This is a genomic window from Paenibacillus provencensis (assembly GCF_042678545.1).
GTDB lineage: Bacteria > Bacillota > Bacilli > Paenibacillales > Paenibacillaceae > Paenibacillus > Paenibacillus provencensis.
Genome location: NZ_JBHTKX010000001.1, coordinates 2,168,337 through 2,191,811, shown reverse-complemented (window position 1 = coordinate 2,191,811; position 23,475 = coordinate 2,168,337). Strand labels below are relative to the sequence as shown.

At 39.9% G+C, this 23,475-nt stretch carries 21 protein-coding genes and 2 pseudogenes; 18 read left to right on the top strand and 5 right to left on the bottom strand.

The features are described 5' to 3' along the window. Positions 1-81: 81 nt before the first annotated feature. Genes ACFQ3J_RS10485 through ACFQ3J_RS10455 form a run of 7 tightly spaced genes read left to right on the top strand, consistent with a single transcriptional unit; the run spans position 82 to position 4,405 of the window. Entirely contained in the window at positions 82-285 is a 204-nt protein-coding gene (locus ACFQ3J_RS10485; RefSeq protein WP_379292759.1) for a helix-turn-helix transcriptional regulator, read from the top strand. Beyond that, on the top strand, positions 282-731 hold the full coding sequence (locus tag ACFQ3J_RS10480; RefSeq protein ID WP_251585047.1) for a DUF3169 family protein: 450 nt from the start codon (positions 282-284) through the stop codon (positions 729-731). The genes ACFQ3J_RS10485 and ACFQ3J_RS10480 overlap by 4 nt, the downstream gene beginning before the upstream one ends. 14 nt (positions 732-745) lie before the next feature. Continuing rightward, positions 746-1,222 (top strand): small multi-drug export protein, encoded by a 477-nt coding sequence (locus ACFQ3J_RS10475; protein WP_251585045.1) that lies wholly within the window; start codon positions 746-748, stop codon positions 1,220-1,222. A gap of 18 nt (positions 1,223-1,240) precedes the next feature. Then, positions 1,241-1,909, top strand: a complete 669-nt coding sequence (locus tag ACFQ3J_RS10470; RefSeq protein WP_251585043.1) for a GOLPH3/VPS74 family protein — start codon at positions 1,241-1,243, stop codon at positions 1,907-1,909. Between the two features lie 42 nt (positions 1,910-1,951). Then, positions 1,952-2,875: an ABC transporter ATP-binding protein gene (locus ACFQ3J_RS10465; RefSeq protein WP_251585041.1), complete on the top strand. Its 924-nt coding sequence runs from the start codon at positions 1,952-1,954 to the stop codon at positions 2,873-2,875. Then, a complete protein-coding gene (locus ACFQ3J_RS10460; RefSeq protein ID WP_285850485.1) occupies positions 2,875-3,651 on the top strand; it encodes an ABC transporter permease in 777 nt (258 codons plus the stop codon). The genes ACFQ3J_RS10465 and ACFQ3J_RS10460 overlap by 1 nt, the downstream gene beginning before the upstream one ends. 10 nt (positions 3,652-3,661) lie before the next feature. Continuing rightward, complete coding sequence (locus ACFQ3J_RS10455; RefSeq protein ID WP_251585039.1) at positions 3,662-4,405, top strand: ABC transporter permease; 744 nt, start codon at positions 3,662-3,664, stop codon at positions 4,403-4,405. A gap of 404 nt (positions 4,406-4,809) precedes the next feature. On the opposite strand, the gene ACFQ3J_RS10450 is transcribed toward ACFQ3J_RS10455, so the two are convergent. The 4 genes from ACFQ3J_RS10450 to ACFQ3J_RS10435 are packed head-to-tail and all read right to left on the bottom strand — an operon-like array spanning position 4,810 to position 11,193. Then, on the bottom strand, positions 4,810-5,502 hold the full coding sequence (locus tag ACFQ3J_RS10450; protein ID WP_251585037.1) for a hypothetical protein: 693 nt from the start codon (positions 5,500-5,502) through the stop codon (positions 4,810-4,812). Further along, positions 5,495-7,120 (bottom strand): hypothetical protein, encoded by a 1,626-nt coding sequence (locus tag ACFQ3J_RS10445; RefSeq protein ID WP_379293307.1) that lies wholly within the window; start codon positions 7,118-7,120, stop codon positions 5,495-5,497. The genes ACFQ3J_RS10450 and ACFQ3J_RS10445 overlap by 8 nt, the downstream gene beginning before the upstream one ends. A 1-nt stretch (position 7,121) precedes the next feature. Further along, entirely contained in the window at positions 7,122-9,935 is a 2,814-nt protein-coding gene (locus ACFQ3J_RS10440; protein WP_251585033.1) for a helix-turn-helix domain-containing protein, read from the bottom strand. Positions 9,936-9,939: 4 nt separating this feature from the next. Further along, positions 9,940-11,193: a hypothetical protein gene (locus ACFQ3J_RS10435; RefSeq protein ID WP_251585031.1), complete on the bottom strand. Its 1,254-nt coding sequence runs from the start codon at positions 11,191-11,193 to the stop codon at positions 9,940-9,942. Between the two features lie 202 nt (positions 11,194-11,395). Between ACFQ3J_RS10435 and ACFQ3J_RS10430 the strand changes: the two genes are divergently transcribed. The 6 genes and pseudogenes from ACFQ3J_RS10430 to ACFQ3J_RS27085 form a co-directional block, all read left to right on the top strand. Then, positions 11,396-11,998, top strand: coding sequence for an ATP-dependent DNA ligase (locus tag ACFQ3J_RS10430; protein WP_379293305.1), 603 nt, complete (start codon positions 11,396-11,398; stop codon positions 11,996-11,998). Positions 11,999-12,299: 301 nt separating this feature from the next. After that, the gene (locus ACFQ3J_RS10425; protein WP_251583199.1) at positions 12,300-12,641 is read left to right on the top strand and encodes a YolD-like family protein; all 342 of its coding nucleotides are present in this window, start codon (positions 12,300-12,302) and stop codon (positions 12,639-12,641) included. Positions 12,642-13,027: 386 nt separating this feature from the next. Next, complete coding sequence (locus tag ACFQ3J_RS10420) at positions 13,028-13,888, top strand: hypothetical protein (protein WP_251583200.1); 861 nt, start codon at positions 13,028-13,030, stop codon at positions 13,886-13,888. 85 nt (positions 13,889-13,973) lie between these two features. Beyond that, positions 13,974-14,576, top strand: a complete 603-nt coding sequence (locus tag ACFQ3J_RS10415) for a hypothetical protein (protein WP_251583201.1) — start codon at positions 13,974-13,976, stop codon at positions 14,574-14,576. 499 nt (positions 14,577-15,075) lie between these two features. After that, positions 15,076-15,221: pseudogene (locus ACFQ3J_RS10410) on the top strand (IS3 family transposase); the annotation flags it as partial. A gap of 333 nt (positions 15,222-15,554) precedes the next feature. Continuing rightward, positions 15,555-15,710: pseudogene (locus ACFQ3J_RS27085) on the top strand (DUF7660 family protein); the annotation flags it as partial. Between the two features lie 564 nt (positions 15,711-16,274). Here the strand turns inward: ACFQ3J_RS27085 and ACFQ3J_RS10405 are convergent. Further along, complete coding sequence (locus tag ACFQ3J_RS10405; RefSeq protein ID WP_091155095.1) at positions 16,275-16,511, bottom strand: hypothetical protein; 237 nt, start codon at positions 16,509-16,511, stop codon at positions 16,275-16,277. Positions 16,512-17,134: 623 nt separating this feature from the next. Here ACFQ3J_RS10405 and ACFQ3J_RS10400 point away from each other — a divergent pair. From ACFQ3J_RS10400 to topA, 5 genes are all read left to right on the top strand, one after another. Next, positions 17,135-17,590, top strand: coding sequence for a MarR family winged helix-turn-helix transcriptional regulator (locus ACFQ3J_RS10400; RefSeq protein WP_091155098.1), 456 nt, complete (start codon positions 17,135-17,137; stop codon positions 17,588-17,590). Positions 17,591-17,865: 275 nt separating this feature from the next. Then, positions 17,866-19,026 (top strand): ADP-forming succinate--CoA ligase subunit beta, encoded by a 1,161-nt coding sequence (sucC, locus tag ACFQ3J_RS10395; RefSeq protein ID WP_251583202.1) that lies wholly within the window; start codon positions 17,866-17,868, stop codon positions 19,024-19,026. A 60-nt stretch (positions 19,027-19,086) separates the two neighbouring features. Then, positions 19,087-20,016, top strand: coding sequence for a succinate--CoA ligase subunit alpha (sucD, locus tag ACFQ3J_RS10390; RefSeq protein WP_091155106.1), 930 nt, complete (start codon positions 19,087-19,089; stop codon positions 20,014-20,016). Positions 20,017-20,182: 166 nt separating this feature from the next. Beyond that, positions 20,183-21,292, top strand: coding sequence for a DNA-processing protein DprA (gene dprA, locus ACFQ3J_RS10385; RefSeq protein ID WP_251583203.1), 1,110 nt, complete (start codon positions 20,183-20,185; stop codon positions 21,290-21,292). A 73-nt stretch (positions 21,293-21,365) separates the two neighbouring features. Beyond that, positions 21,366-23,465: a type I DNA topoisomerase gene (gene topA, locus ACFQ3J_RS10380; protein WP_091155108.1), complete on the top strand. Its 2,100-nt coding sequence runs from the start codon at positions 21,366-21,368 to the stop codon at positions 23,463-23,465. The last annotated feature ends 10 nt before the right edge of the window (positions 23,466-23,475 follow it).

The window sequence follows — 23,475 nt, the reverse complement described above, 5'->3', positions numbered from 1 at the left end:
GTCAAAATGCAAATGATTGTTTACATATAATAAAAAATGATTTATTATATATTTAGTTAATTAATGGAAAGGAATAAAGAAATGCTAAAAAACAGAGTCAGAGAAATGCGGGCGCGTCATAAGTTGTCCCAGCAAGATTTGGCCAAGAAGATCGGAGCCACTAGACAAACGATTGGATTGATTGAAAAAGGGGACTATTCACCGTCCGTCATACTAGCTTTAAAGATTGCCGATTCGTTTGGAGTGACAGTGGAAGAAGTTTTTTACCTCGAAGAGAAAGGATGAGCAAAGTGCTTGAAAAACTAATCAGGTCTCCTATAGTTCCAATGTTACTATTTATTTTACTAGTTTCTTTTTTTGCTTTTTCCCTGTATGATCCCCAGGATGAAAAACAGATACTGGCGAGGATTTTCCTTTTGTTACTCGCTGCATTCACCTTTACATGGTATGCACTGGTGAAAAAATATAATAAAAAGCATCCTGAAAACAGGGTTCGCTCTGCTGGCCTAGTCCCTTCTGAATTTCTCGATATTGATGAAGGGCAGCAATGGATCACTTTTAAAGCTTGCCGTAATGTTTATATTTTCTTTTCGGTCGGCCTCCCGATTGCAGCATGCACTTGTTTTCTGTTTTTTGGATTCGTCCTTACACCTTTTATTGTGATTGGCGTCTTGGGAGTGGGCCAGTACCTGGTATATTGGCTGACAATACGAAAGTTAAATAAATATTAATTGGAGGTGAGGATGTGCTGGAATGGGCACAAAACCAATCGGATCTATGGCAATTCATTGTAATTTTCATCATTGCATTTGCTCCCTGGATGGACGTATCCATCGTTGTTCCTATAGGTGTTGTGTGGGGTCTCCCGCCAATAGGCGTTGCAATTACAGCCTTTACTGGAAACTTCCTTTTGGTATTGTTGCTAGGGCTTTTCTTTAAGCAATTTTACATATGGCGAGAGAAAAGGAGAAAGGAGAAAGGGGTAACTGAGCCATCCAAAAAAGAAAAAAAATCCAAAGAAATTTGGGAAAAATACGGCATTCCTGGTCTAGCCCTCCTTGCTCCTCTTCTTGTTGGTACTGATATTGCTGCCGTTTTGGCATTGACATTAGGTTCATCCCGTTTCCAAGTGATTAGCTGGATGACGGTTAGCTTAGCATTCTGGACAGCTGTTTTCACTATCGGTTCGGTGTACGGCTTCAGCTTTTTGAACATCATTTAAATGCAGAGGAGTGAGTATATGGAACAAAGGTTACCTTTATCAGAAGAAATAGCCCTTCTAGGGGCAAATCAGCTTCGCCTGAAGTATCGCTCATATGTAGAGACATACAGCATTGGTGCAATATTTATTGACCTTCTTTTAACAAAGAAAATAATGTTGGATGAAAAAGGAAAAGTTAAGGTTCTCGATGCACAAGAGACCGGTATTCACTATATGGATAAAGTTATCTCCATCCTCGTTAAATCTTTTAGAATGAAAAAATTAAAAGGGTGGATCAAGTATTTCCATTTCAGAAATCGGCTTAGGGGAAAAATACATTATTCAATTCTTCAAGAACTACAAAAAAAGGGGGCCATCCTCATCGGCTTTAAACTCCCTATTCTTCCACTACGAAAAATCACCGTGACAAAACAATCAAAAGAGCAAATTGTTGAGTTACTTCATTCCCAGTTAATCCGCCATGGAAATCCCAATGAACAGACCGTGGCGCTTTCATACCTTCTAAAAGAAACCGGATTATTAAAGACCTATTTTGATTCAAAAGAAAGAAACGAAGTTATGGATTGTATACACAGTAAAAAAGACCAGCTCTCCATCGGTGTACATTCCATCAAAAAGATTGAAAGAGCTATACAGGATATTACGGCTTGTCTTTCCTCTTTGGGTGGTGCAATTGTCGCTCCTTAGCCGGCCATTGTTGTTAATCAAAATAGTGACAGGAGATGCGAAATGAGCTCATTCATTATTAATACACACGATTTAACGAAAACCTACAAAAATAATAAAGTTGTAGATTCATTAAATTTGAAAGTCAACCAAGGAGAGATTTATGGTTTTTTAGGTCCAAACGGCGCAGGGAAAACAACGACGATCCGCATGCTGCTCGGCCTAATACGTCCTTCAACGGGTGAAGTGAAGGTATTCGGCCAGGATTTAAAGAAGGAGCGCCTCTCAATTTTAGGCAAAATCGGCTCCCTTGTAGAAACGCCGACCTATTACGGCCACCTTAGCGGCTATGAAAACCTTGAAGCTGCCAGACGACTGCTGCGAATAGAAGATGCATGCAGAGTAGGGGAGGTGCTTAAAATTGTCCGGCTTGAAGGGGCGAAGGATAAAAAAGTAAAGAACTACTCCCTGGGCATGAAGCAGAGGCTGGGCATTGCCACGGCTCTGCTGAACAGCCCTCAACTCTTAATTCTAGATGAACCTACCAACGGCCTTGACCCTGCAGGGATTCACGAAATACGTGAGCTAATTAAAGAAATGCCTTCAAAATATGGAATGACAGTTCTAGTTTCGAGTCATTTGCTCAGCGAAATTGAACTAATGGCCACTCAAGTAGGCATTATCCAAAACGGAAAGATGCTATTTCAGGATTCTATTGAGGTTCTCCGCAAAGAAAGTGAACCTAAGATTAAAATTACTGTCGATAATCCAGTTGATGCATCCGTTTCCCTTAAAAAAATGGGCATTAATGCAGATTTTAAGCAGGATGAAGGCGCATTATATATAAATGAATCTTCCCAGTCCATAGCAGGAGAAGCCAACAAGGCTTTGGTCGAGGCCGGTTTTACGGTCTCCCGCCTGGAAGGCATCAAAAAGTCGCTTGAAGATATTTTCTTAGACTTCACCGGGGGGGGACAGAGTCTTTAATGAGGCCGATACTTTCATCTGATTTAGTCAAAATGAAACGCTCATGGTTTTGGGTCATCGTCCTGCTGTTTCCGGCCGTATTAATAGGAGGCACCCTTTTGCTCTTATTGCTGAATGCAGGGGATATTCAGCAGGAGGTTTCAGAAGGGAGAAGCTATAACATTTGGGGTACCATGTGGATGATTACCTACTACAGCAACTTTTTTATTATTCATCTGTCCGCTGCTATTCTTTGTTCATATATAGCCAATCTGGAGCACCAGGCACGGTCGTGGAAGCTGATCTTCTCTATGCCAATATCCAAGGTGAGTTATTATTGGACACGATATTTGTGGGTATCCATGGGTGTGCTTCTTTCCGGCATAATCCTCATGATGGGATTGTGGCTTTTAGGATTTTTGTTTGGAGGGAGTGATACATTGAATGCCTCCCGTCTCTTTTATTTTACGATGTTTCCCTATCTGACTTCTTTTGCGCTGATTGGCATTCAGCTATGGATGTCCATGGTTTTGAATAGCCAGGCAATACCTCTGATTATGGGTGGAGTGGGAATAGCCCTGGGTTTATTTTTGATCCAACTGCCAGGGGTTACCCAGTATCTTCCATGGGTGCTGCCTTATCAAATTACACTTTCAAATGAAAATATCATCACTGATTTTTCCAGTATGGTAAATACCCCTATCTTCAATTGGGAGTGGGTATGGATCAGCATCGGCATTGGCCTGTTTCTCACTATCATTGGATCCATACATTTTGCCAGTAGGGAAGTAGATTAGGAGGAGGAGTATGTTTAAAGATGTATTATGGACCGATTGGTTAAAGCTCAAGAACTTTATTACAATTTGGCTGGTCATCCTGATAGTCCCTCTGTTTTTTACCGTTATAGGAGTCGTCAATTATGCTACTAATATTCATGTATTCGAGGAAAATGGAATGGTGGGGTGGATGGGAGCCTGGACCCAAGTCGAGTTTTTATACGGGATGGTTCTCTGCCCACTACTTTCAAGTGTGTATCTGGCAATACTCTGCCGTTTTGAACATGCGAATGGAGGCTGGAAACAGCTATTATCCTATCCCATTCCCAAAGCAGACTTTTATATTTCAAAGATGATATGGGGATGGCTGCTGGTTGGGATCACCAATGTCGTGTTGTTTTTATATTTCCTTGTATTAGGGAAAATCATGGGAGTGACAGGTGAGTTTCCATTTCTTGATTTTCTAGGGTTGTTTCTAAGAGGGTGGTTTGCCATCCTGTCCCTGATAGCCCTTCAAACCTGGCTGGCGACACAATCGAAAAATTTTGCGATTCCAGTGGCCTTGAATTTTGCGTTCATCATTCCGAATATCTTTGTTTCTAGTTCAAAATACGGAAAATATTACCCTTGGTCACAGCCCGTCTACGCTATGACACCAGAAAACCAAGTTGGCTTCACACAATCAATTCAGGACCTCTACATAGCGGTTTTTGCAGGACTCCTCTTATTCAGCTTTGTAGGGATCTGGCACTTCATACGTACTGAAATAAAATAAAGTGTACCAAAAACTACGGAAAATCCATGGCCTCCTAAAAACCACGGAATTCCATTTAATAAAATAGAAATGATTGATAAATCAACAGCGCACTTCCAATCTACATCCTATTTGAACGGAGAAGAAAAAATAAAGAACTATAAGCTGGAAAATACACAAATCCTACTGTTCGACTTTTCCTTCTGAAGATTTAAAACCATTTAATGTTGAACTTCCGGTCGGGGAAGTATAAACAGTTACAGTAGCTCATTTTAGGAACCGAATGGAATACTATTATTCCATTGAATAATTAGTAAAATCGGGCGATGACTTATGTAAGTCACGGCCTTTTTGTATTAGTTAGAAGTTTGTGAAGTAATGCACTTACTATAGGGTGCGTTCAATAAGAAAACAGTTAAAAGGACCTAACGGTCCTTTTTAAATATATTGCTAAACCTGTTTTCCATGTTTGACAGGTTGTGATTTTTATCAGTATCCCCGTGAATAAGTCCTTCGCCCGTTTCAAACAAGGTTTCTAAGTTTTCAAGAGTTACATGTTTCTTGTTTTTCTTATCAAACTGAATCAAATTATCCTTAATCTGGTTCTGGGATTGCAGGTGAGGGAATGCGCTTGAAACCATTTTTTCATTGTACAATTGTTCATAATGTTTTACTTGGTCGCGTAAAAGCCGTATCTCGTCGTTTTTCAGTTTTAACTCCTCACTATCATCTTTTCTCCGATTGAGCTCCTCTTTTAAACTCTTAGCCTCTTTATAAAGCTCAATGAAAGTTGACTCGATGAAGTGAAGCTCGTTGATGATTTTGTTCTTGTCATTTTTGTACACTTCAAAGATTTGTTCAATATTTGGAAAGTATACATCATCAGTTTCTGCTAATCCAATAGACCTTGGGATTGGCTTGTTTAATTCATCAATCGTTTCCGGTATGCGCCGGCTCCATGTATTTCTACCGATCCCGGTTTCCTTTTCTAATAAAAGATATGTTAGTTTTTGTCCTTTAAATTTGTTTTTAATTCTTAATGCCATTTCTTTAAGCTGCTCATCACTATAATTGGAAGGTCTGCCTTTCCCTGCCCGCCCATCTTGTGCTTTAGTCATATTTGTTTTCCTCCATCAATTTCGAATCGACCATTGCTTTTTGGTTCATGTATTTAATCAGATTCATTGAATTTGCCTTTAAAATTTCTTCTGAACCAGAGTGGCCTGGTAGGTGCAATGACCTGCAATGTTCCTTCATAATTGAAAGCACCTCATTCATGCGCTGATTAAGGGAGGCGGAATAGTCCTGCAGCCATTTTATCCCTTGATCGTATTTGTCAATGTCCGGTTTAAAGACATAATGGTTGCACATCCTGCAATCCTCTACGCACGTGGTAGGGAAGACTTCGCTTTTCTCTTTGCAATAACCGTAATCTACTTTTATCATTTTTTGAGTATCTTGGTCATTGTAAATTTTCCCCCGATCGTATGCATCTCTCCTCCATCCAATAAAACCCTCGGGAATCCCATCTGAGATTTTCCGTTCCATAATGTGTTGAGCCAGTATGTATACATATGATTGGGAAAAATGTTCCGCATGAGAGTAGTAATTCTCCTGTGTGGCAATCACATCATGACCTGCCATTCTGGCGATGGAAAGCATGTTAAATCCTTGTAAAAACATATTGATAATCGCGAAGTGCCTGGTATCTCCAGGCTTGATTTTTTCAAGACTTGTTTCCGAATATACACCTTCAACTACCTCGGTATAAAACTCTTGCAGGAGAAGATCAAAATTGTACAGTGTCACCCTATTAAATGCTTGACGTTTGGGTCTTTTCCGGAACAATTGGTAAAAATCCCGCGGGAAAAGGTAGTCATCCTCGATGCCAAGTTCCATCAGCTTTAATTTATAGGAAGAGATAATTTGATACGTTTTACGATCGATTTGGATGGAGTCAGAACGAATTACTCTATCAGGTGAGTCATTTTCATTCTTGATTCTGGGGACCTTAAGCCACATGCTTCCATCTGGTTTATGTTCCAGGCAGTCTTTATTCGTTAGAAGAAACTCTGTTGGTCGCTGAGGTATAATATTCGTAATAAGCCACCAAATCATAATTGGCATAAATTTTAGGGTCATCTCGACTGGCTTCGTCAGAAAAAAATCATTTACGATATCATTGAATATCAGTACATCGTTGAAGTGCGGTAAATCTCTGTTTCCATATGTTGCAAAGGATGCGGTGTTACAAATGCTTAATATTTCCTCTTCTTGCTCGCAGGGAAAGAAACTGATGAAGTTCTTCAACACATTCGAAAGGTTATAGGCACGCGGTGCCGACATAGACAACATCGTTTGCTTCAACCTGTCCAGTGTTTTAAAGCCACTGGTTTCCCTTATCGCTTTTTTTAGGAATTGGAGTTCATCGTAACATTTGTGCGGACTGACCCCGGATGATCTCCGCAAGGTGATAAAAGCTTTAACAGCTTGGTTTAATTCCCTGAAGATTTCGATATCAAATATAAGATGGAAATCGTTTGCCTTTATTGGGCAGGGCATAATCCACACATGATCATTAAAAGAGTCGGCGGCGATATACCCATTTTCTTTTAAAGCTGAAAATGTGTTTAAATATCGTTCCTTTTCTTTGTCATCATAATAAATTTGTTCGACTACACTCACATTAGCGTTACCGAACAGTTCCTGAGAAAGTTTTAATTCCAAGTTGTTCACCTTATTCAATATAAATTTTGTTAGCCAGTTGGCTAAGCCTACTTCGTACATGTTGTATTTTTATAAACGCCTCAACATAATCCTCCCCGAAAAAGTTGATTCCTTCGTCAAGCAAAAGCAATAAATTCAAAAGGAAATACGAGTCTTTTTTTCGAACGGCATCATGTTGGGTGGTTTCAATTGAATTAATCAAACGGTCGAATTCTCCACCCAGTTCGATAAACAAATAATTTTTGGGTATGATGTTTGGGCATGAATAACACGAATTTAATCGCGGGTATTCACAACCAGGATGAGTAATGCACTGGGCGTTTTCAGTTTTTGAAGGCATTTCTCCTTTAAAAATCTTTACAAGCATTTCTTTAAGAGATTCCTTGTTCAGATTCGCCAATCTACTCATTACAGAACTTCGCTTTTGCCTAATTTGTAGTAAAAATTGTGCCCACCTTTCGGTGTGAATCGGGCTTCCTAATTCGATTCGAAGGGTGGAAATTGCCTCTGTTTTTTCCTCCATTGTTCGGATCACATCGTCCTTTTCAGAAGCCAACAATATTAAATAATTAAAGAGCCAGCCGAAATGCCCTCTCCTGAATAGGTTAGAGGACACTTTATTCAAGGTACCATCCTTGTTCGTGGCTTGGACATAAATGGCTGTGGTCTCCGCCTTATTATGGGACCTTACCTTTTGAGTCAGTTCCAGAGCAACATCTGCATCGTTGCCGTCCTCATCGCTTATGCTATAAAACAAGTAAGTCATCGTACTGTTATTAAACTTCAAGCTTTTAAAGGGCTCAAGGGTCGGCTCGTATTTAAAAAAGTCATGGTGTCGATCTTTCCCGGATGTAGCGACCGTTTTGAATTTTTTTCCTCTGAAGAAGGATTCAAGGAGAAAAGACTGCCCGTTTTTTTGCCTATGCAATTCTGAAATAATTAACGCAGTTGATAATGGCTCCACCAGTTCAGGTTCGACTAAAAACGTGACCAGCGTATTGGTCTTACTCGTTCTGATTGACCGGAAATTCAAGTACAATTGATTAATAACCTGTTGGCACTGCGTAATAGTTAAAACATTTGTATCAAACCAGCTCAAAGAGTCAACCTGGATGGCGGCGATATCAATATTCGGCGTTTTATAAACAATATCTGAAGCCCTCCATACGTCTGTAAGATGCATTATTGTAAATGCCCACATGTTGGCGTAATATTGATCATTAATGGCATTAGGCAAATGCAATGCTGCATTTTTTACAAACTGATAGTAAGAGTAAAAAACTTCAGGGGAGTAAATTTCCTTATCCTTCTCCTCGTTGCTTTTCGCTTTAGAAACCACATATTTTTTCGGAACCTGTAGACCATGGAATGAGTAACAATATTCATAAAAATGATTGAAAATCCGCTTTTTATGATCGCTTGTCGTTTCATCGGTCATAATCGAATCGATAAGATCAACATCCAACTCGTACAGATTTTTATCCAAGGTCCTTAAGATTTCGAACACAGACCGGTAGTAACCGAAAAAGGTTTGGATATGGTTCGGAGCGCCTCTTAATTTACTCAATTTGATTTTACAGAATTCTGCATATAAATCCTGCGTTTTCTTTAAGTGAAAAGGCAAAGGAAAGGCGGACATGAAGTGTAAAAGCTCTTCCAGCGCATCCTTGTTCGTGTAGATATCCACGTTTTTAATGTAGTGCTGATGGCGTGTGCTCTCAATAAAAGTATTTGCGTCCTCAATTGATATATAATAGACTCCTTTAACCTTTTGGGCATTTGGAAACAACTGCTTATTTCTAATCTTTATCTGCAGCGTTTGCGTTGACACCCCGGACTTTTCGGCTATCATTTTAAGTTGTAATGAATTGGCTGGTTTTGAATCTTCATTTCTTTTCTCACTTAAAGGAAGTCGGCGTTGTTCCTTATATTCCTCGATAGATTCCATCGGAATCATCCATTTGGTTTGATTTCGTGTAAACGGAACTTTTACAGCACCCTTAATCTTTCCAGATTTTATTTGTACGGATATCGTACTTTTACCAATACCCAATAATTCCGCAGCTTTATTTGTGTCCACATAGTTTTCAAGCCCCGGATATTCCGCAAGAACCGGTTTATCCTTTTTTTCTTTTATCAGGTCATAAATAAGGGGCAAATCCTTCGTATGTATATAGGGGGTTCCCATATGCAGGATGTATGGAATTTTCTTTTTCCAATAATGAAACTCAAAATCCAAATTCAACTTTTCCTTAGCCTGTTTTATCCTTAAATACTCATTTGGATTAAAGCCTTCGAAATAACCGATGCTTCGTTTAATTTCAACGATAGAATCGGATTTAAAGAGATATTTATCTTTATAAAGGTGGCAATTAACGAGTAAGCCGCTTTTGATGAATCTTAAAATTTTCTCCGGACTCGCATCCAATATGCAGCTCAACCGTTTAATGTTTATATATTCCTCCTCATTTACATAGCCACTTAACTTTTTTATCTCATCAATGGAGCTAAGAGGAATATAGGTTGTGTTACCTCCATAACGTACACTGTCCTTGACCCAACCCCTTTTAATCCAATTCAAATAGGTTTCATGGCTGATTTTAAAGAAAAGAAGGAATTCGTCGAGACGCATGTACTCGTCTGTGTTTATGTACCCAACGTTCTTTTTGATCATAGGGAGAGTTTCTTTGGGAATTAGGGACTTGTTACCGATTTCAACGACAGGCACCTTTCCCTCCGATATCCATCTGATGACGGTGCTATGGGCGACATTTAAAACTCTTCCGAGTTCAGTTTTTGTCAGGTATTCCGGTGTGTTCTCCAATGTGTTATTTCTCCTTTTGTGTTTTGCGGTTTTCAATCAGTTTTGGGATGTATGCTTCATGCATATGATTGAATTTTTGTTCCAGCTTGTTTCGCAAGCGTTCGGTCCTGGACATATAGGATAGGGAGGAAAGGAGGCTTTTATCCCCACGCGGAAATGCGATATCATAAGGATTTTCAGCTATCTCTGCCAACATATTTGTAAAGGTTCCTCTCCCTATATGGGTGGACCAACTCATCATGCTCAAATGGTGGGAAAGCAACTTATCCTCGCTGTCTCCGTACGTTTTCAAATATTCGATGAAGCTTCGTTTTAACTTATCGAAATATTGGCGGTAACTCCGTCCGGACATTGCCTTTCCGTCCCTATTTACAAAGAGGGCATTGGTATTGTCAGTCGTCTTATATAATTCAATATGTTGATTGAAAAGAGATTCGCCCCAATCTTTTATCTGAAAGATTCTTTGACTCCTGGTTCGTTTTACATAGCTGCTGCCCGCACTATCCTTGAGGTCAGGACGGAAATTTTGGTCCTTAACGTCAAAAAGAAAATCCCCATTTGCTATTCGTCTTTTCACTTGAGTTCGTTTTAAATTGACCAATTCTCCCACTCGAAGACCGCCAAACAGCTGCATATAAACCCCTAACGCGATAGGCGTTGCTTCCAGAATAGCGATTTCTAATAGAAGAGGGATGTACTTGGAAGGAAATGCATGCTCCACATTTGGCGACTGATGTTCTGGATAAATCACTTGGAAAGGAGATTCATAATAGATTGTGCCATGCATTGTTTCCTTTTTGACAAAGCTGCCTCTATCAATGCTGCTAATGACACCCTTTCCGATTAACCAAAGGTAAAAATGGGTGAGCGTCCTTTCGCTATCTTTTACAGTTCCTCTAGATTGTCCTTCAGAAGTTAGCGTATTCAGGTACTTGCTCCCGTCCACCAATTTCAAATCAGACAGTGAGTGTATACGCATACTGCGCCTGTTAAGCAGTAAGTAATTAAGGAATTTCACGGTGTTTAACGCATGCTTCTTTTGAGTGTTGAATTTTCTTGCCTGCCAGTTATGTAATATAAAATCTGTCACCGGATGAATGATATGGGTGCCTGTATCCAGATTTTTAAGTCCGATTACCGCGAACTGCTTTTTAATGACTTTGCCGTCGCTTAATATCCCCCAATCAATCCAGACAGGAATCATGATAAATTTATAATTTTGTAGAGTAGCTATTGTTGACGTATGCGAATTGACCATTTGTCCTCCAATAAGTTATATTTATGTACAATATTACCGAAATGTGTTATATCTGTTATGTCATGTTTTCTATAATATCATTCTGTTGATTTATGTACAATAATATTTTTCACAAAATCTATTAAAGTCCTGTTATGAAAAGAAAATACTTAATTATTTTTGTGCAATATATTTTTGTACAGTATTATGGAGATAACCAAAAATCGACGGTCATCGGTTGATCTATTCCCAAATTGCCGGCAAGACTAAACTATATACCAGGCACCGTACAGAGTGCTTAAGACAGTACCCTGAGCTACTGGAAGGCTCCTTCGATAAGGATATTGTTCTGGACGGTGAAGTAGCTGTCGCAGATCCGGAGACGGGCAGGGTAGACTTCGAATTAGTCATGAAACGCTTCCTAGCTCGTAAGGAAGATAAGATCAATCTTATGGCTCAGACGATGCCAGTTACTTATGTAGTGTTCGATATCCTTCATTATGATGGCAAAGACACACGAAAGCTTCCGCTGCACGAGCGCAAGGAGCTGCTGCAGGAAATAGCCTTCCCTAACACGAGAATGGGCAAGACACCATTTGTACAGGGAGCTGGGGAAGCTTTATTCAAGCAGATGGAACTAACCCAAATGGAGGGAATGGTCGGAAAACGATTCGATAGTGGCTACGCTGGCCGCCGATCTGCAGACTGGCTGAAGGTAATTAACTGGACTTATGTCGATGTCGTCCTCATGGGCTATCGTAAAGGGGAGTTCGGATGGTTAGCTGGCATACGTCAGCCGAACGGCGAGGTGACTTATACTGGCTAATCCGCTTTGGTGTTTCTTCACAAAATAAGCAAGAGCTTTATCATATAGGCGATAAGCTGAAGACCGGCGAGAATAAAGATTTTGTTTTCCTGGAACGATTATTGGTGCACAAGTTAAAATGCGTAACTGGACTAGGGCGGGAAAGCTTCGGGATCCAGTGTTTGTAAATTTCACTGATCAACAATTGAAGCTGGCTTAAAATGGCCAGCTTTTTTGCGTGCTAGAAGATTTCTTTCTGGAAAATAATATATCTGGAATAAGAACTAATGTTCGTATTATAATAAATCCTGAGGTGATCAGGATGAAAGGGAATAAACTTGCACCAGGAAGCAATATGTTTTGGGAATCGAGCCGCATGATGTTACCGGAACATAGAGAGGCTTTCGTTGAACATGAACGTGTGCATGATCGTAATGATCGATTTTACTTGGATGATCAGGAGAAAGAGATAGTAAACCGTGCTCTTTTAGTATCCTTTCAACAAAGGTTACTTGTTAATGTTCAACTATATGATGAATATGAGGACAGAAGGGTAATTGGAGTTGTTGAAATGGTTGATACCCGGCTTAGACGATTTAAGGTTGATGGAGAATGGTTCGAGGTGAGTGATGTACTTCGAGCTGATATAGAGGGTTACGATTAATTACATAACTGTTGAAATGAGCGTTGTGAATACGCTCATTTTTATCTTCACTTTGTTAAGATATGGTCAAATATAACAACAATAGAGAGAAGGTTATAAATAAGGTTTATGTGCAAGTTCACCTTGGCCAAGAGCAATGAGGTGTTTAGGGGGCGATGTCTTAATCGACTCCTTAGTTCTTTAGCCAGCTAAACTAGCTTGATAATGGATGAAATATGTAATATTTATATGTAAATATTTTATATGTATTAAATTCCATATTATAATATAAATTGTATTTTATTGTTGATAAATACTATTTTTAGTATATGTTTACAATATATGAGGAAAAGGAGGGTAGCTTAGTTTTTTTAAACACACTACAAAAAAGGGAGATATCCAATAAAATGTTACTCAAAAGAAATCTCGTAAAATTCGTGGCAACATTCCTTGTATTTGTTCTTGTTAGTGTAGGTGTGATTAATCCATCTAATGTTAAAGCTCAGAATAATAACACAACAACGGAGTTAGATGGTGTAGAGGTTGTGGTTGATAATGAGCAAGAGATTAGATTGAAAACTGAGATTGATGGTGTGGTTGGTATATTAGTTCAAGATAAAGAGACGTTGGAGACTACTTTTACTACATATGAAGAATCAAAACTTACGCCTGTCTCCTTATTGTCTGTTGAATCTACTGATACTGATAGTAATCTAATAGAACAATATTCTTTAACAATCGATGATTATTCAACAGAGTTTGGAGCAACTTTAACATACGAGAATGAGGAAACAGGACAGAAAGCAACTATCAGTAATGATGATTCAGTGATTCAACCAAGGATGGTAATCTTAGCTCCCCTTGTACAAATAGTGGGCGCTAAACTAATTGAAGCACTTCTTCTTGTTGCTGCTGTCATTCTTCTCAATGGTGTCGAATTTGCAAAAACAGATGAGATTGCAATGAACTTGAGAAATAAAAGAGAGTACGACCATTATTATGCTAAAATAGTACAACAAGATGTATGGATTGGGCCTGCTATTTCCTTGAGTAATGCGGCTACGAGATTGGTATCATTTAATGGTGATTCTAAAATTACCGGCAAAGACGTATGGTCGACAACTTTATCTGGAGCAGCTAAGGTTGCTCAGCGAGCTGGTGGCGGTAAAGAACCAATTGGCCCTGAAATAGAAGGTCTTGGTCTTGGATTTGGATACTATTACCATTTCCATACATGGAACAGATTTGGTGGTCATTCGTTCTTCTAATATAATAGAAATAAGTAGAAGCAGTGTTCAAACACTGCTTCTATGGTTTTTATCTGATTAAATTTTTTTAGAGGTGGTAATCCGAATGAAAGATTTTAAACAGCTAAACTCTAAATTAACAAAGTATTTAGATGAATTCGCTTTATCTTGTAGTGACGATAATCTAGTCGATTTAAAGTCTGATCTCATTAATTTTAGAGATAACAAGGATCAAGCCACAAAAAGTAAAATTCAAAGCAAGATGGATTTAATAGGTAAACCGTACACGAAACTGGCAGCTCTTTTTACCACTTCGACTAATCAATACGTGCATAACTTGATGCCGGAGCTATCATCAATAGGTGACATTCGGCACTGTTTAATAATAGATGATAAATACTCGAATATTCTCAATAAGCTCTGTCAAACTGTGGTTAGCTCCTTATCCGAAAATTATCAGTCAAAAATTCTGATAGATGAAAAGTTATCATTAGTCGTTTTTATAGAGATTTTAAATTCAATCCTAATTGTTATAGACAGTATAGTAAGAAATGTTGAATCTATTCCTACAACCTATGAAGTCGAGAATTATATAACAAATCTAGTACAAGAGGAAAGAAAGCATTTAATGCACAATTTGCAGGATTCTGAAAGATTATTTGATAAATACTTGAAGTTATTGGATGAGTTAGACACTCATACAATTTGAATTAAAATACTTTGATGATAAGAGCGCATTAGGTATATATAATAGCAATGATTATAAACTAAAGCCGTTCATATATCTGAAGTAAGGCCATGATTACTTGTATATTATCTTCTTGATTTAGTAATTAAAAAGTTATTTACAAATAGATAGGTTAGTAGTCCATTGGTTATATTATTTAAACAAAATAGATCGGCTCTTCGTTAAGATTCATCGGACTCTAAAGAATTGAAATAATTCTTTAGAGCCTTTTTGTTTTTTAATACATTTTGTGATTCATTTTCAACATATACCAAATTATAGGTTTACAGAATTAATTTTAATATGATAGATTGCTTTAGGCGAGTTAATGTTAAAATAACTATTATTGAGTATTTTTAACAAATAAACATTGTAGGAGGACAATGACTTATTTAATAGAGAAATTATTGGACACAGTGCAGGTCCTTTAATTTCTCGTGTCTTTGCCACGGTAGAAGGCGACTTGAGCGACATTCAATGGTTTCATACGGATCGTGGCAGTGAATTTAAGAACCAAACGAAGGATGAGCTGCTAGGGGCGTTCGATATTGGTCGCTCTCTTAGCACGAAAGGTTGTCTCTACGACAAGCCACCTACAAAGTAATGAAAACAGAATTTGTAAACCAGATGAAGTAAGTTATATTGACCCGTAAGGTTTATTTAAGAGTGAACCAAAGGGTTTGGGGAATAATACTCTAAATCCTAAAGACATCCATTATATGCAAAGTTCTATTAAAAATAAAACCGGTGAGTATACAGTAACAGGAAATGCAAATGCATTAAAAGCAGGTACTCTATCACCTACTGATTTATTTAAAAAGAATTAATGTATGGAAAGATGATTCAATGAAAATATGGACTTTGAAGAAATAACCAGTCAATTGGGCTTCAAAAGAGATAGTCAGATGTGGAAATGAATTATATTAAGAGTTAGAAAAAGTAAAGGATAAGGAACAATTCACAAAGTTTATTTCTTTGTTAGCAAATGATTTTAAGTTAAAGCCCGACGAATGGGAGAATAGTGATATAGAGAGCTTTCTTCATGGGTTAAAATCGTGGGTAGAAGATATGGAGGGTTATTATGAAAATGACAACCTCCCAATCCCAACGACATAAACTGGAATTTTATTGCAACTATATTTTATGTAGTTAAACTATAAGAAATTAATTTAAAAAAACCTTGATAGGCTTTTAGCTTTTTATATTTCACTGTTCTGTTCAGTACCTTGGCAATCGCTCTGGCGAGCTTTTTATGTTAGAAATATTGAAGAAATTTAATGGATTCATTGCGGAATATAATTGGGAAGTAGGACTCGCTATTAAATGCTAAAAAATGACCTCATAGGAATTATAGCTGGGATATTCATTACTTGGATTGGATATTTTTATGTCAAAGATTTATATAATGTCGTTAAAACGGGATTAAAGGAGCAGGAAGCAAAACCTGCAATGTTTCTCGCTGTATTATTTGAGATTCTAACTTCCTTTAGCACATTAGGATACCTTTTAGCTTTCGTTGGAGGAATACTAATCACTTTGATTAGCATATATTCAATATTATTTTGAGATTATTCGTAATCTATAACGTCGTGCTGTTTATTAGCTGTCGAGAATGATCTCGGGAGCTTTTTTCATGCCTCTTAGATTAGGATTAGACTAAGCTTAATTCCGATACCTTAATCAAGTAATAGTCTGATAAATAATAATTGCCAAGATCGATAGAGCTGCTAGTCCCGCAACAAAATAAATAATATACATGAACCATTTGATTGGCTTTGGCAAGCTGCTCATATGTACTCTCTTCGTAGGAGCACCCATTACATTACGATAATGATCCGTCGCACTATTGAAAGAAACATTTTCATGTGATTCGTTTGAAGTATTCTTCTGATGATTATCATTAGATTTATGAGTCACAATCCACTTCACTTCCTTGGAAATATACTTTTTTATTCATAAGTAAAAATTTTAATATATAGTAATTATACTATACTAAACATACCCGCATATTTCCACACAAAAGGAAAGCACCTATTCTACGCTGCTCTCGTCACATGATCTTGAGAGTGTCAGTGTGAATAGGTGCTTCCTCATTTTCAAGTCATTCTGGATGTTCAAGAATCTTCATCTGAATCCGTATCTTAACTCATTTATAAATAAGAATGATACGGAATTATCTATATAAAAATTCTCAGCAGCATACAACAATTTATAGGGAAATAGAAGACATTATTGTTATAAATGTACCAACTTTAAATACCAGTAAGCTTAACCTGTAGGCTGCAAGAGAATTGTATATACGGATAGATAACGTTTTGGAGTCAATAGGGACGCAGTGATGATAATGTAGTAATACCGAAAAATATATTGTGTAAAATTAAATTTATCATAATAAAATATAATTGTAAATAATTTTCATAAATTAAATGTAGATTTTTATGATTGCTGTGCTAAAATAAGAAGAAAATGTGAATTATCCTGCTAAAGAACATTAAAGACAACTTGATTAAAACATAATCTGATAAGCGGGTGGAGGTACTATGTCGATTCATGAAGAATTGAAGCTGGAGAACCAGCTTTGCTTTGCTATATATGCATGCTCTAGAGAGATTACTAAACTGTATCAGCCTTTTCTCGATAAGCTTGGAGTGACTTACTCACAGTATCTCGTACTCATGGTGTTATGGGAGCATAAGGAATGTACGGTGAAGGACATTGGAGAGAAGCTCTATCTGGACTCAGGCACGCTGACTCCGCTGCTCAAGAGAATGCAGTCAGCCGGCCTTATTCATCGCGAGCGTTCTGTGAGCGACGAAAGAAAGGTTATGATTACGTTGACGGAGGAAGGTGCGAGGCTTCATGATGAAGCGCTGCATATTCCGCTTGCGATGCGCTCAGGAACGAGCGATGATGATGAGCAGTTTGGTGTAATGCTCAATCAATTCAAAGGACTGTTAGCCAAAGTTCACGATGCAAACGTGGAGAGTAAGCAGTAATAACTGAGAATGGGGTTAAACAGATAAACTGAGTATAATTGTGTATAGTTGAAGCCTTCTGGTTAAAAGTAACTAATTAACCATGAAGGTTTTTTTATTTTACATTTATTGCCAAGTATTCGATATTTGGAATGATACTGATATCAAAATACACTCGTTCCGAGATGAATTTTTAAGGTAAGCGTTTTAAAAACATGATACAATGATGTGGGTTTATAAGGAAACATGTCATTTAACCCGCCTTGTTGCAGTCATGTTGATAGGAGGATTCGAGAATGAATATCCATGAATATCAAGGAAAAGAAGTGCTGAAACAGTACGGAGTTACCGTTCCGAACGGGAAAGTTGCTTACACGGTAGAGGAAGCGGTAGAGGCCGCAGAGTCGCTGGGAAGCCAGGTGACTGTAATAAAAGCGCAAATCCACGCAGGTGGACGCGGTAAGGCAGGCGGCGTAAAAGTAGCCAAAAATTCAGATGAAGTACGTGCATATGCTTCCGAAATTCTCGGTAAAGTGCTGGTCACTCATCAAACAGGCCCTGAAGGTAAAGAAGTAAAACGTCTTCTTATCGAAGAAGGATGCGATATTCGCAAGGAGTATTACGTAGGTGTTGTCGTAGACCGCGGAACCGGACGAGTTGTCATGATGGCTTCTGAAGAAGGTGGTACCGAGATTGAAGAGGTAGCGGCAGCAACACCAGAGAAGATTTTCAAAGAAGTCATCGACCCTGCGGTTGGTTTCCAGGTATTCCAGGCGCGGAGACTTGCTTATGCAATTAACATTCCAAGTGAACTGGTCAATAAAGCGGTGAAGTTCATGCTCGCGCTGTATGAAGCATTCGTTGACAAAGATTGTTCCATTGCCGAGATTAATCCGCTCGTTGTCACAGGCGATGGCAACGTTATGGCGCTGGATGCGAAGCTCAATTTTGATTCCAATGCGTTATATCGTCACAAAGACATTCAAGCTTTGCGTGATCTAGATGAAGAAGATGAGAAAGAAATCGAAGCATCGAAGTATGACCTGAGCTACATAGCGCTTGATGGTAACATCGGTTGTATGGTAAACGGTGCGGGTCTTGCCATGGCAACGATGGATATCATCAAGTATTACGGTGGTGACCCAGCCAACTTCCTTGACGTTGGGGGCGGTGCTACAACAGAGAAAGTAACTGAAGCATTCAAGATTATTCTGTCTGATGCTAAGGTAGAAGGAATCTTCGTCAACATCTTTGGCGGCATCATGCGCTGTGACGTCATTGCTGATGGTGTTGTTGAAGCAGCGAAGCAGCTTGGCCTCACCAAACCTCTTGTCGTAAGACTTGAAGGAACGAACGTTGATCTGGGCAAGAAAATATTATCCGAATCCGGTCTTAACATCGTAGCAGCGGATTCGATGGCAGACGGTGCACAAAAAATCGTTGCCCTCGTTAAATAATTCATTCCTTTTCGGGGCTGCCCGAATATTTGAAAATAACCGTAGGGGATGTGAACGATCGTGAGTATTTTGGTAAATAAAGATACAAAAGTGATTACACAAGGAATCACAGGTGCCACGGCCAAATTCCATGCTAAGGGTGCGCTGGATTACGGTACTCAAATGGTAGGCGGTGTAACTCCTGGTAAGGGCGGTACAAACGTTGACATTACACTTGAGAATGGCAATGTCGTCAGCCTGCCGGTTTATAATACCGTTGTGGAAGCTAAAGAAGCGACCGGAGCTGCAGCTAGTGTTATTTATGTTCCCCCGGCTTTTGCAGCAGATTCTATCATGGAAGCTGTTGATGCTGAATTAGATCTTGTGATCTGTATTACAGAGGGTATCCCGGTACTGGATATGGTTAAGGTCTCCCGTTATATGGAAGGCAAGAAAACGGTTCTGATCGGGCCTAACTGTCCTGGTGTCATTACACCGGGAGAATGTAAGATCGGTATCATGCCTGGATACATTCATATGCCGGGTCATGTTGGCGTTGTATCCCGAAGCGGTACATTAACCTATGAGGCGGTTCATCAGTTGACAACACGCGGAATTGGTCAATCCTCTGCGGTCGGTATCGGTGGAGACCCTGTCAAAGGCTCTGAATTTATCGATATTCTCTCACGTTTCAATGAGGATCCTGACACACATGCTGTAATCATGATTGGTGAGATCGGCGGTACAGCTGAGGAAGAAGCGGCAGAGTGGATTCGTGATAATATGACAAAACCTGTAGTGGGCTTTATCGGCGGTGTGACTGCACCTCCAGGTAAACGAATGGGCCATGCAGGAGCGATTATCTCGGGTGGTAAAGGAACAGCGAAGGAAAAGATCGAAACACTCGAAGCCTGCGGAATCCGCGTCGCTCCTACACCTTCGGAGATGGGATCTACGCTGGTTAGTGTGCTTGAGGAGCGCGGTATTCTTAATCTCTGCACAACTCACTAACTGTTAAAATAATTTTTTCTTCTATTATAATAGCTGTAATAGTGGATGAAGGCATATTGCAAGAGCGAGGTAAGCAACCTTTTTGTCGAATGACGACAGAAGGGTTGCTTTTTGTCTTTTTATACAAGATTACTCATTCATTATAGGGTCAGGGAGGATTAATCTATTGGAATCTAGTTATATATTACTTGGGCTGCATGAAATTGATGGGATTGGAAGAAAGACGATAAATAAGCTGCTCTCAAGTGGAAATTTACATAAGGACATGCTAAAATACGAAACTCAGGACTGGATTCATGCGGGTATGACGAAAGACCAGGCGCTTAAATTAAACGCACGATTCTCCGAAGCATGGATCGAGGAGAAACTTCATTCCTTATCCAAAGCGCGCACCCCATTTATAACTTACCTTGATGCGGATTATCCTGTATTCATGAAGGAAACTCCAGACCCACCTCTAGTGCTATATCTAAGAGGAGAAGCGAGCTTGCTTCATCATCCTTCTATAGCTATGGTGGGAACTCGTGTGCCTTCAGGCTATGGGAAGAAGGTAGGGGAGATTCTAGCCTCGGAGCTCTCCAGCGCAGGATACACCATTGTCAGTGGTCTTGCCAGAGGAATAGATAGTATCTGCCATGAAGCTGCCCTTAAGGCAGGAGGAACGACCATTGCTGTCTTAGGGGGAGGATTCTCACACATTTATCCGATTGAGAATCATTCACTGGCGGATCAAATTGAGCAGCAAGGCTTGCTTGTCACCGAATATCCGCTCCATATGCAGCCTCGTCCCGGGCTCTTTCCGCAAAGAAATCGAATTATTGCCGGACTTACCTACGGAACGCTGGTTGTAGAGGCTGATATTCGCAGTGGCTCCTTGATTACAGCGGATGCTGCGCTGGAGGCGGGAAGAGATGTGTTCGCTGTGCCGGGTATGATTACTTCACCCAAAAGCCAAGGAACACTGAATTTGATTAAGCAAGGGGCAAAGCTGGTTACCTGTGCAGAAGATATAATTGAAGAATATGCGCACCTTATGAAACAGAGAACTCAGGAGACAGTGGCAGCAGCTGATGGCAAATCAGATCTGAAGATGATGCCGAGCTTGAGTTCTGAGGAACAAATGATATATGATTTGCTGGAGGCAGGACCATTGACGCTGGATGATTTGGTTTACAAACTCCCATTCGATTTTGGACATTTGCATTCAGTTCTGTTATCTTTAATCATAAAAAAGCAAATCATGCAATTACCTGGTGCTATATATAAGTTAATATAGATTCCTGTGGCGCTATGAATTACATCCGCCATAGGTGACATGTAGGGTTATATTGTGAGAGGAGGATGAACCTATGGCGGATTCACTTGTCATCGTGGAGTCCCCGTCGAAAGCGAAGACAATCGGTAAGTATTTGGGTAGCAAATATATTGTCAAAGCCTCGATGGGTCATGTTCGCGATTTGCCGAAGAGTCAGACCGGCGTAGAAGTGGAAAATGATTTTAATCCTAAATATATTACGATCCGCGGAAAAGGTTCTGTGCTTAAAGAACTTAAAGACGCATCTAAAAAAGTAAAAAAAGTATATCTGGCAGCTGACCCCGATCGTGAGGGAGAAGCAATTGCCTGGCATTTGGCTCATGCTCTGGAGCTTGACCAAACCGAGAGCTGCCGGGTCGTATTTAATGAGATAACGAAGCAAGCAGTCAAGGATGCCTTCAAGACGCCTCGCAAGATCAACATGGATCTTGTGAACGCACAGCAGGCAAGACGTATTTTGGACCGGCTTGTAGGTTACAAGATCAGTCCGCTTTTATGGAAGAAAGTGAAGAAGGGACTGTCTGCCGGACGAGTCCAATCCGTAGCTGTCAAAATTATTCTGGATCGTGAAGACGAAATCAACGAATTTGTTCCGGAGGAATATTGGAGTATTACGGCGAGACTGGAAGCTGACGGAAGTCCGTTTGAGGCAAAGTTCCATCAGCTTCGTGGAGAGAAGACAGAGCTTGGAAATGAAGAGCAAGTGAAAGAAATACTTAAAGAAATTGAAGATAAGGATTATGTCGTTACAGAGGTCAAAGAGAAAGAGCGAACGCGCAATCCTTCGGCTCCTTTTACGACAAGTTCATTGCAGCAGGAAGCGGCTCGTAAATTGAATTTCCGTGCAGCGAAGACGATGTCTGTAGCTCAGCAGCTATATGAAGGAGTTGAGCTCGGCAAGGAAGGCACGGTTGGTCTGATCACTTATATGAGAACAGACTCTACTCGTATTGCACAGTCTGCTCAGGAAGAAGCCAAAGAATATATCACAGGTAAGTACGGAGAATCCTTCGTTCCGGAATCATTCCGACAATATTCCAAGAAAAATGCGAATGCGCAGGAAGCGCATGAGGCGATTCGGCCAACCTCCGTATTGAGAGATCCGGATTCAGTGAAAGCATTTACAAGTCGTGACCAGTTCCGTCTATACAAGCTGATCTGGGAACGATATGTGGCGAGCCAGATGGCTTCAGCTATTCTTGATACCCTGTCTGTTGATATTGCAGCAGGAGAGGCTTCTTTCCGTGCCACAGGCTCCAAGGTACGCTTTCATGGCTTCATGAAGGTTTATGTCGAAGGTAACGATGATGGCACGACGGATGAAGAGAAGCTGCTGCCACCGCTTAAGAGCGGGGATAAGCTTATTCATAAAGAAATTGAGCCTAAACAGCACTTCACACAGCCGCCGCCTCGATATACAGAAGCAAGACTTGTCAAGACAATGGAAGAATTGGGCATCGGAAGACCGAGTACGTATGCTCCAACGCTGGAGACGATCCAGAAGCGTGGATATGTCGCGATTGAAGAGAAGAAATTTATTCCGACAGAGCTTGGTGAGCTCATTAACGAGCAGATGGAGCAATTTTTCCCTGAAATTGTAGATGTTGAGTTTACTGCCCATATGGAAGAGGATTTGGACCATGTTGAAGAAGGCTCAGAGGATTGGGTTAAAATATTGGCAGAGTTCTATAAATCCTTCGAGAAGAGACTGCATGTAGCGGAAGAAGAAATGAGCGAGATCGAAATCCAGGATGAGGTTTCCGATGAAATCTGCGAAAAATGCGGAAAACCGCTTGTTTATAAGTTCGGCCGATTCGGTAAGTTTTTGGCATGCTCTGGATTCCCGGATTGCCGAAATACCAAGCCCATTATCAAAAATATCGGTGTAACCTGTCCGACTTGCAAGGAAGGACAGATCGTCGAGCGTCGGAGTAAAAAGGGTCGGATCTTCTATGGTTGTGACCGATATCCTGAATGTGATTTTGTCTCCTGGGATAAGCCCTCAGCTAAACCTTGCCCTAATTGTGATTCTCTGATGGTAGAGAAGAGAAACAAACAGGGCACAAGACTGCAGTGTACTTCTTGCGATCATACAGAACCGGTCGAGGAAGCTGACGAAGCGGTCGAAATTTAAAACATAAAAA

What these genes read in the sequence shown, in the direction of transcription:
- ACFQ3J_RS10455 (WP_251585039.1), top strand. Translation starts at nt 3,662, where the DNA reads ATGTTTAAAGATGTATTATGGACCGATTGGTTAAAGCTCAAGAACTTT.
- ACFQ3J_RS10480 (WP_251585047.1), top strand. Translation starts at nt 282, where the DNA reads ATGAGCAAAGTGCTTGAAAAACTAATCAGGTCTCCTATAGTTCCAATG.
- ACFQ3J_RS10460 (WP_285850485.1), top strand. Translation starts at nt 2,875, where the DNA reads ATGAGGCCGATACTTTCATCTGATTTAGTCAAAATGAAACGCTCATGG.
- ACFQ3J_RS10470 (WP_251585043.1), top strand. Translation starts at nt 1,241, where the DNA reads ATGGAACAAAGGTTACCTTTATCAGAAGAAATAGCCCTTCTAGGGGCA.
- topA (WP_091155108.1), top strand. Translation starts at nt 21,366, where the DNA reads ATGGCGGATTCACTTGTCATCGTGGAGTCCCCGTCGAAAGCGAAGACA.
- ACFQ3J_RS10400 (WP_091155098.1), top strand. Translation starts at nt 17,135, where the DNA reads ATGTCGATTCATGAAGAATTGAAGCTGGAGAACCAGCTTTGCTTTGCT.
- ACFQ3J_RS10485 (WP_379292759.1), top strand. Translation starts at nt 82, where the DNA reads ATGCTAAAAAACAGAGTCAGAGAAATGCGGGCGCGTCATAAGTTGTCC.
- ACFQ3J_RS10415 (WP_251583201.1), top strand. Translation starts at nt 13,974, where the DNA reads ATGAAAGATTTTAAACAGCTAAACTCTAAATTAACAAAGTATTTAGAT.
- ACFQ3J_RS10435 (WP_251585031.1), bottom strand. Translation starts at nt 11,193, where the DNA reads ATGGTCAATTCGCATACGTCAACAATAGCTACTCTACAAAATTATAAA.
- ACFQ3J_RS10425 (WP_251583199.1), top strand. Translation starts at nt 12,300, where the DNA reads ATGAAAGGGAATAAACTTGCACCAGGAAGCAATATGTTTTGGGAATCG.
- ACFQ3J_RS10420 (WP_251583200.1), top strand. Translation starts at nt 13,028, where the DNA reads ATGTTACTCAAAAGAAATCTCGTAAAATTCGTGGCAACATTCCTTGTA.
- ACFQ3J_RS10450 (WP_251585037.1), bottom strand. Translation starts at nt 5,502, where the DNA reads ATGACTAAAGCACAAGATGGGCGGGCAGGGAAAGGCAGACCTTCCAAT.
- ACFQ3J_RS10465 (WP_251585041.1), top strand. Translation starts at nt 1,952, where the DNA reads ATGAGCTCATTCATTATTAATACACACGATTTAACGAAAACCTACAAA.
- sucC (WP_251583202.1), top strand. Translation starts at nt 17,866, where the DNA reads ATGAATATCCATGAATATCAAGGAAAAGAAGTGCTGAAACAGTACGGA.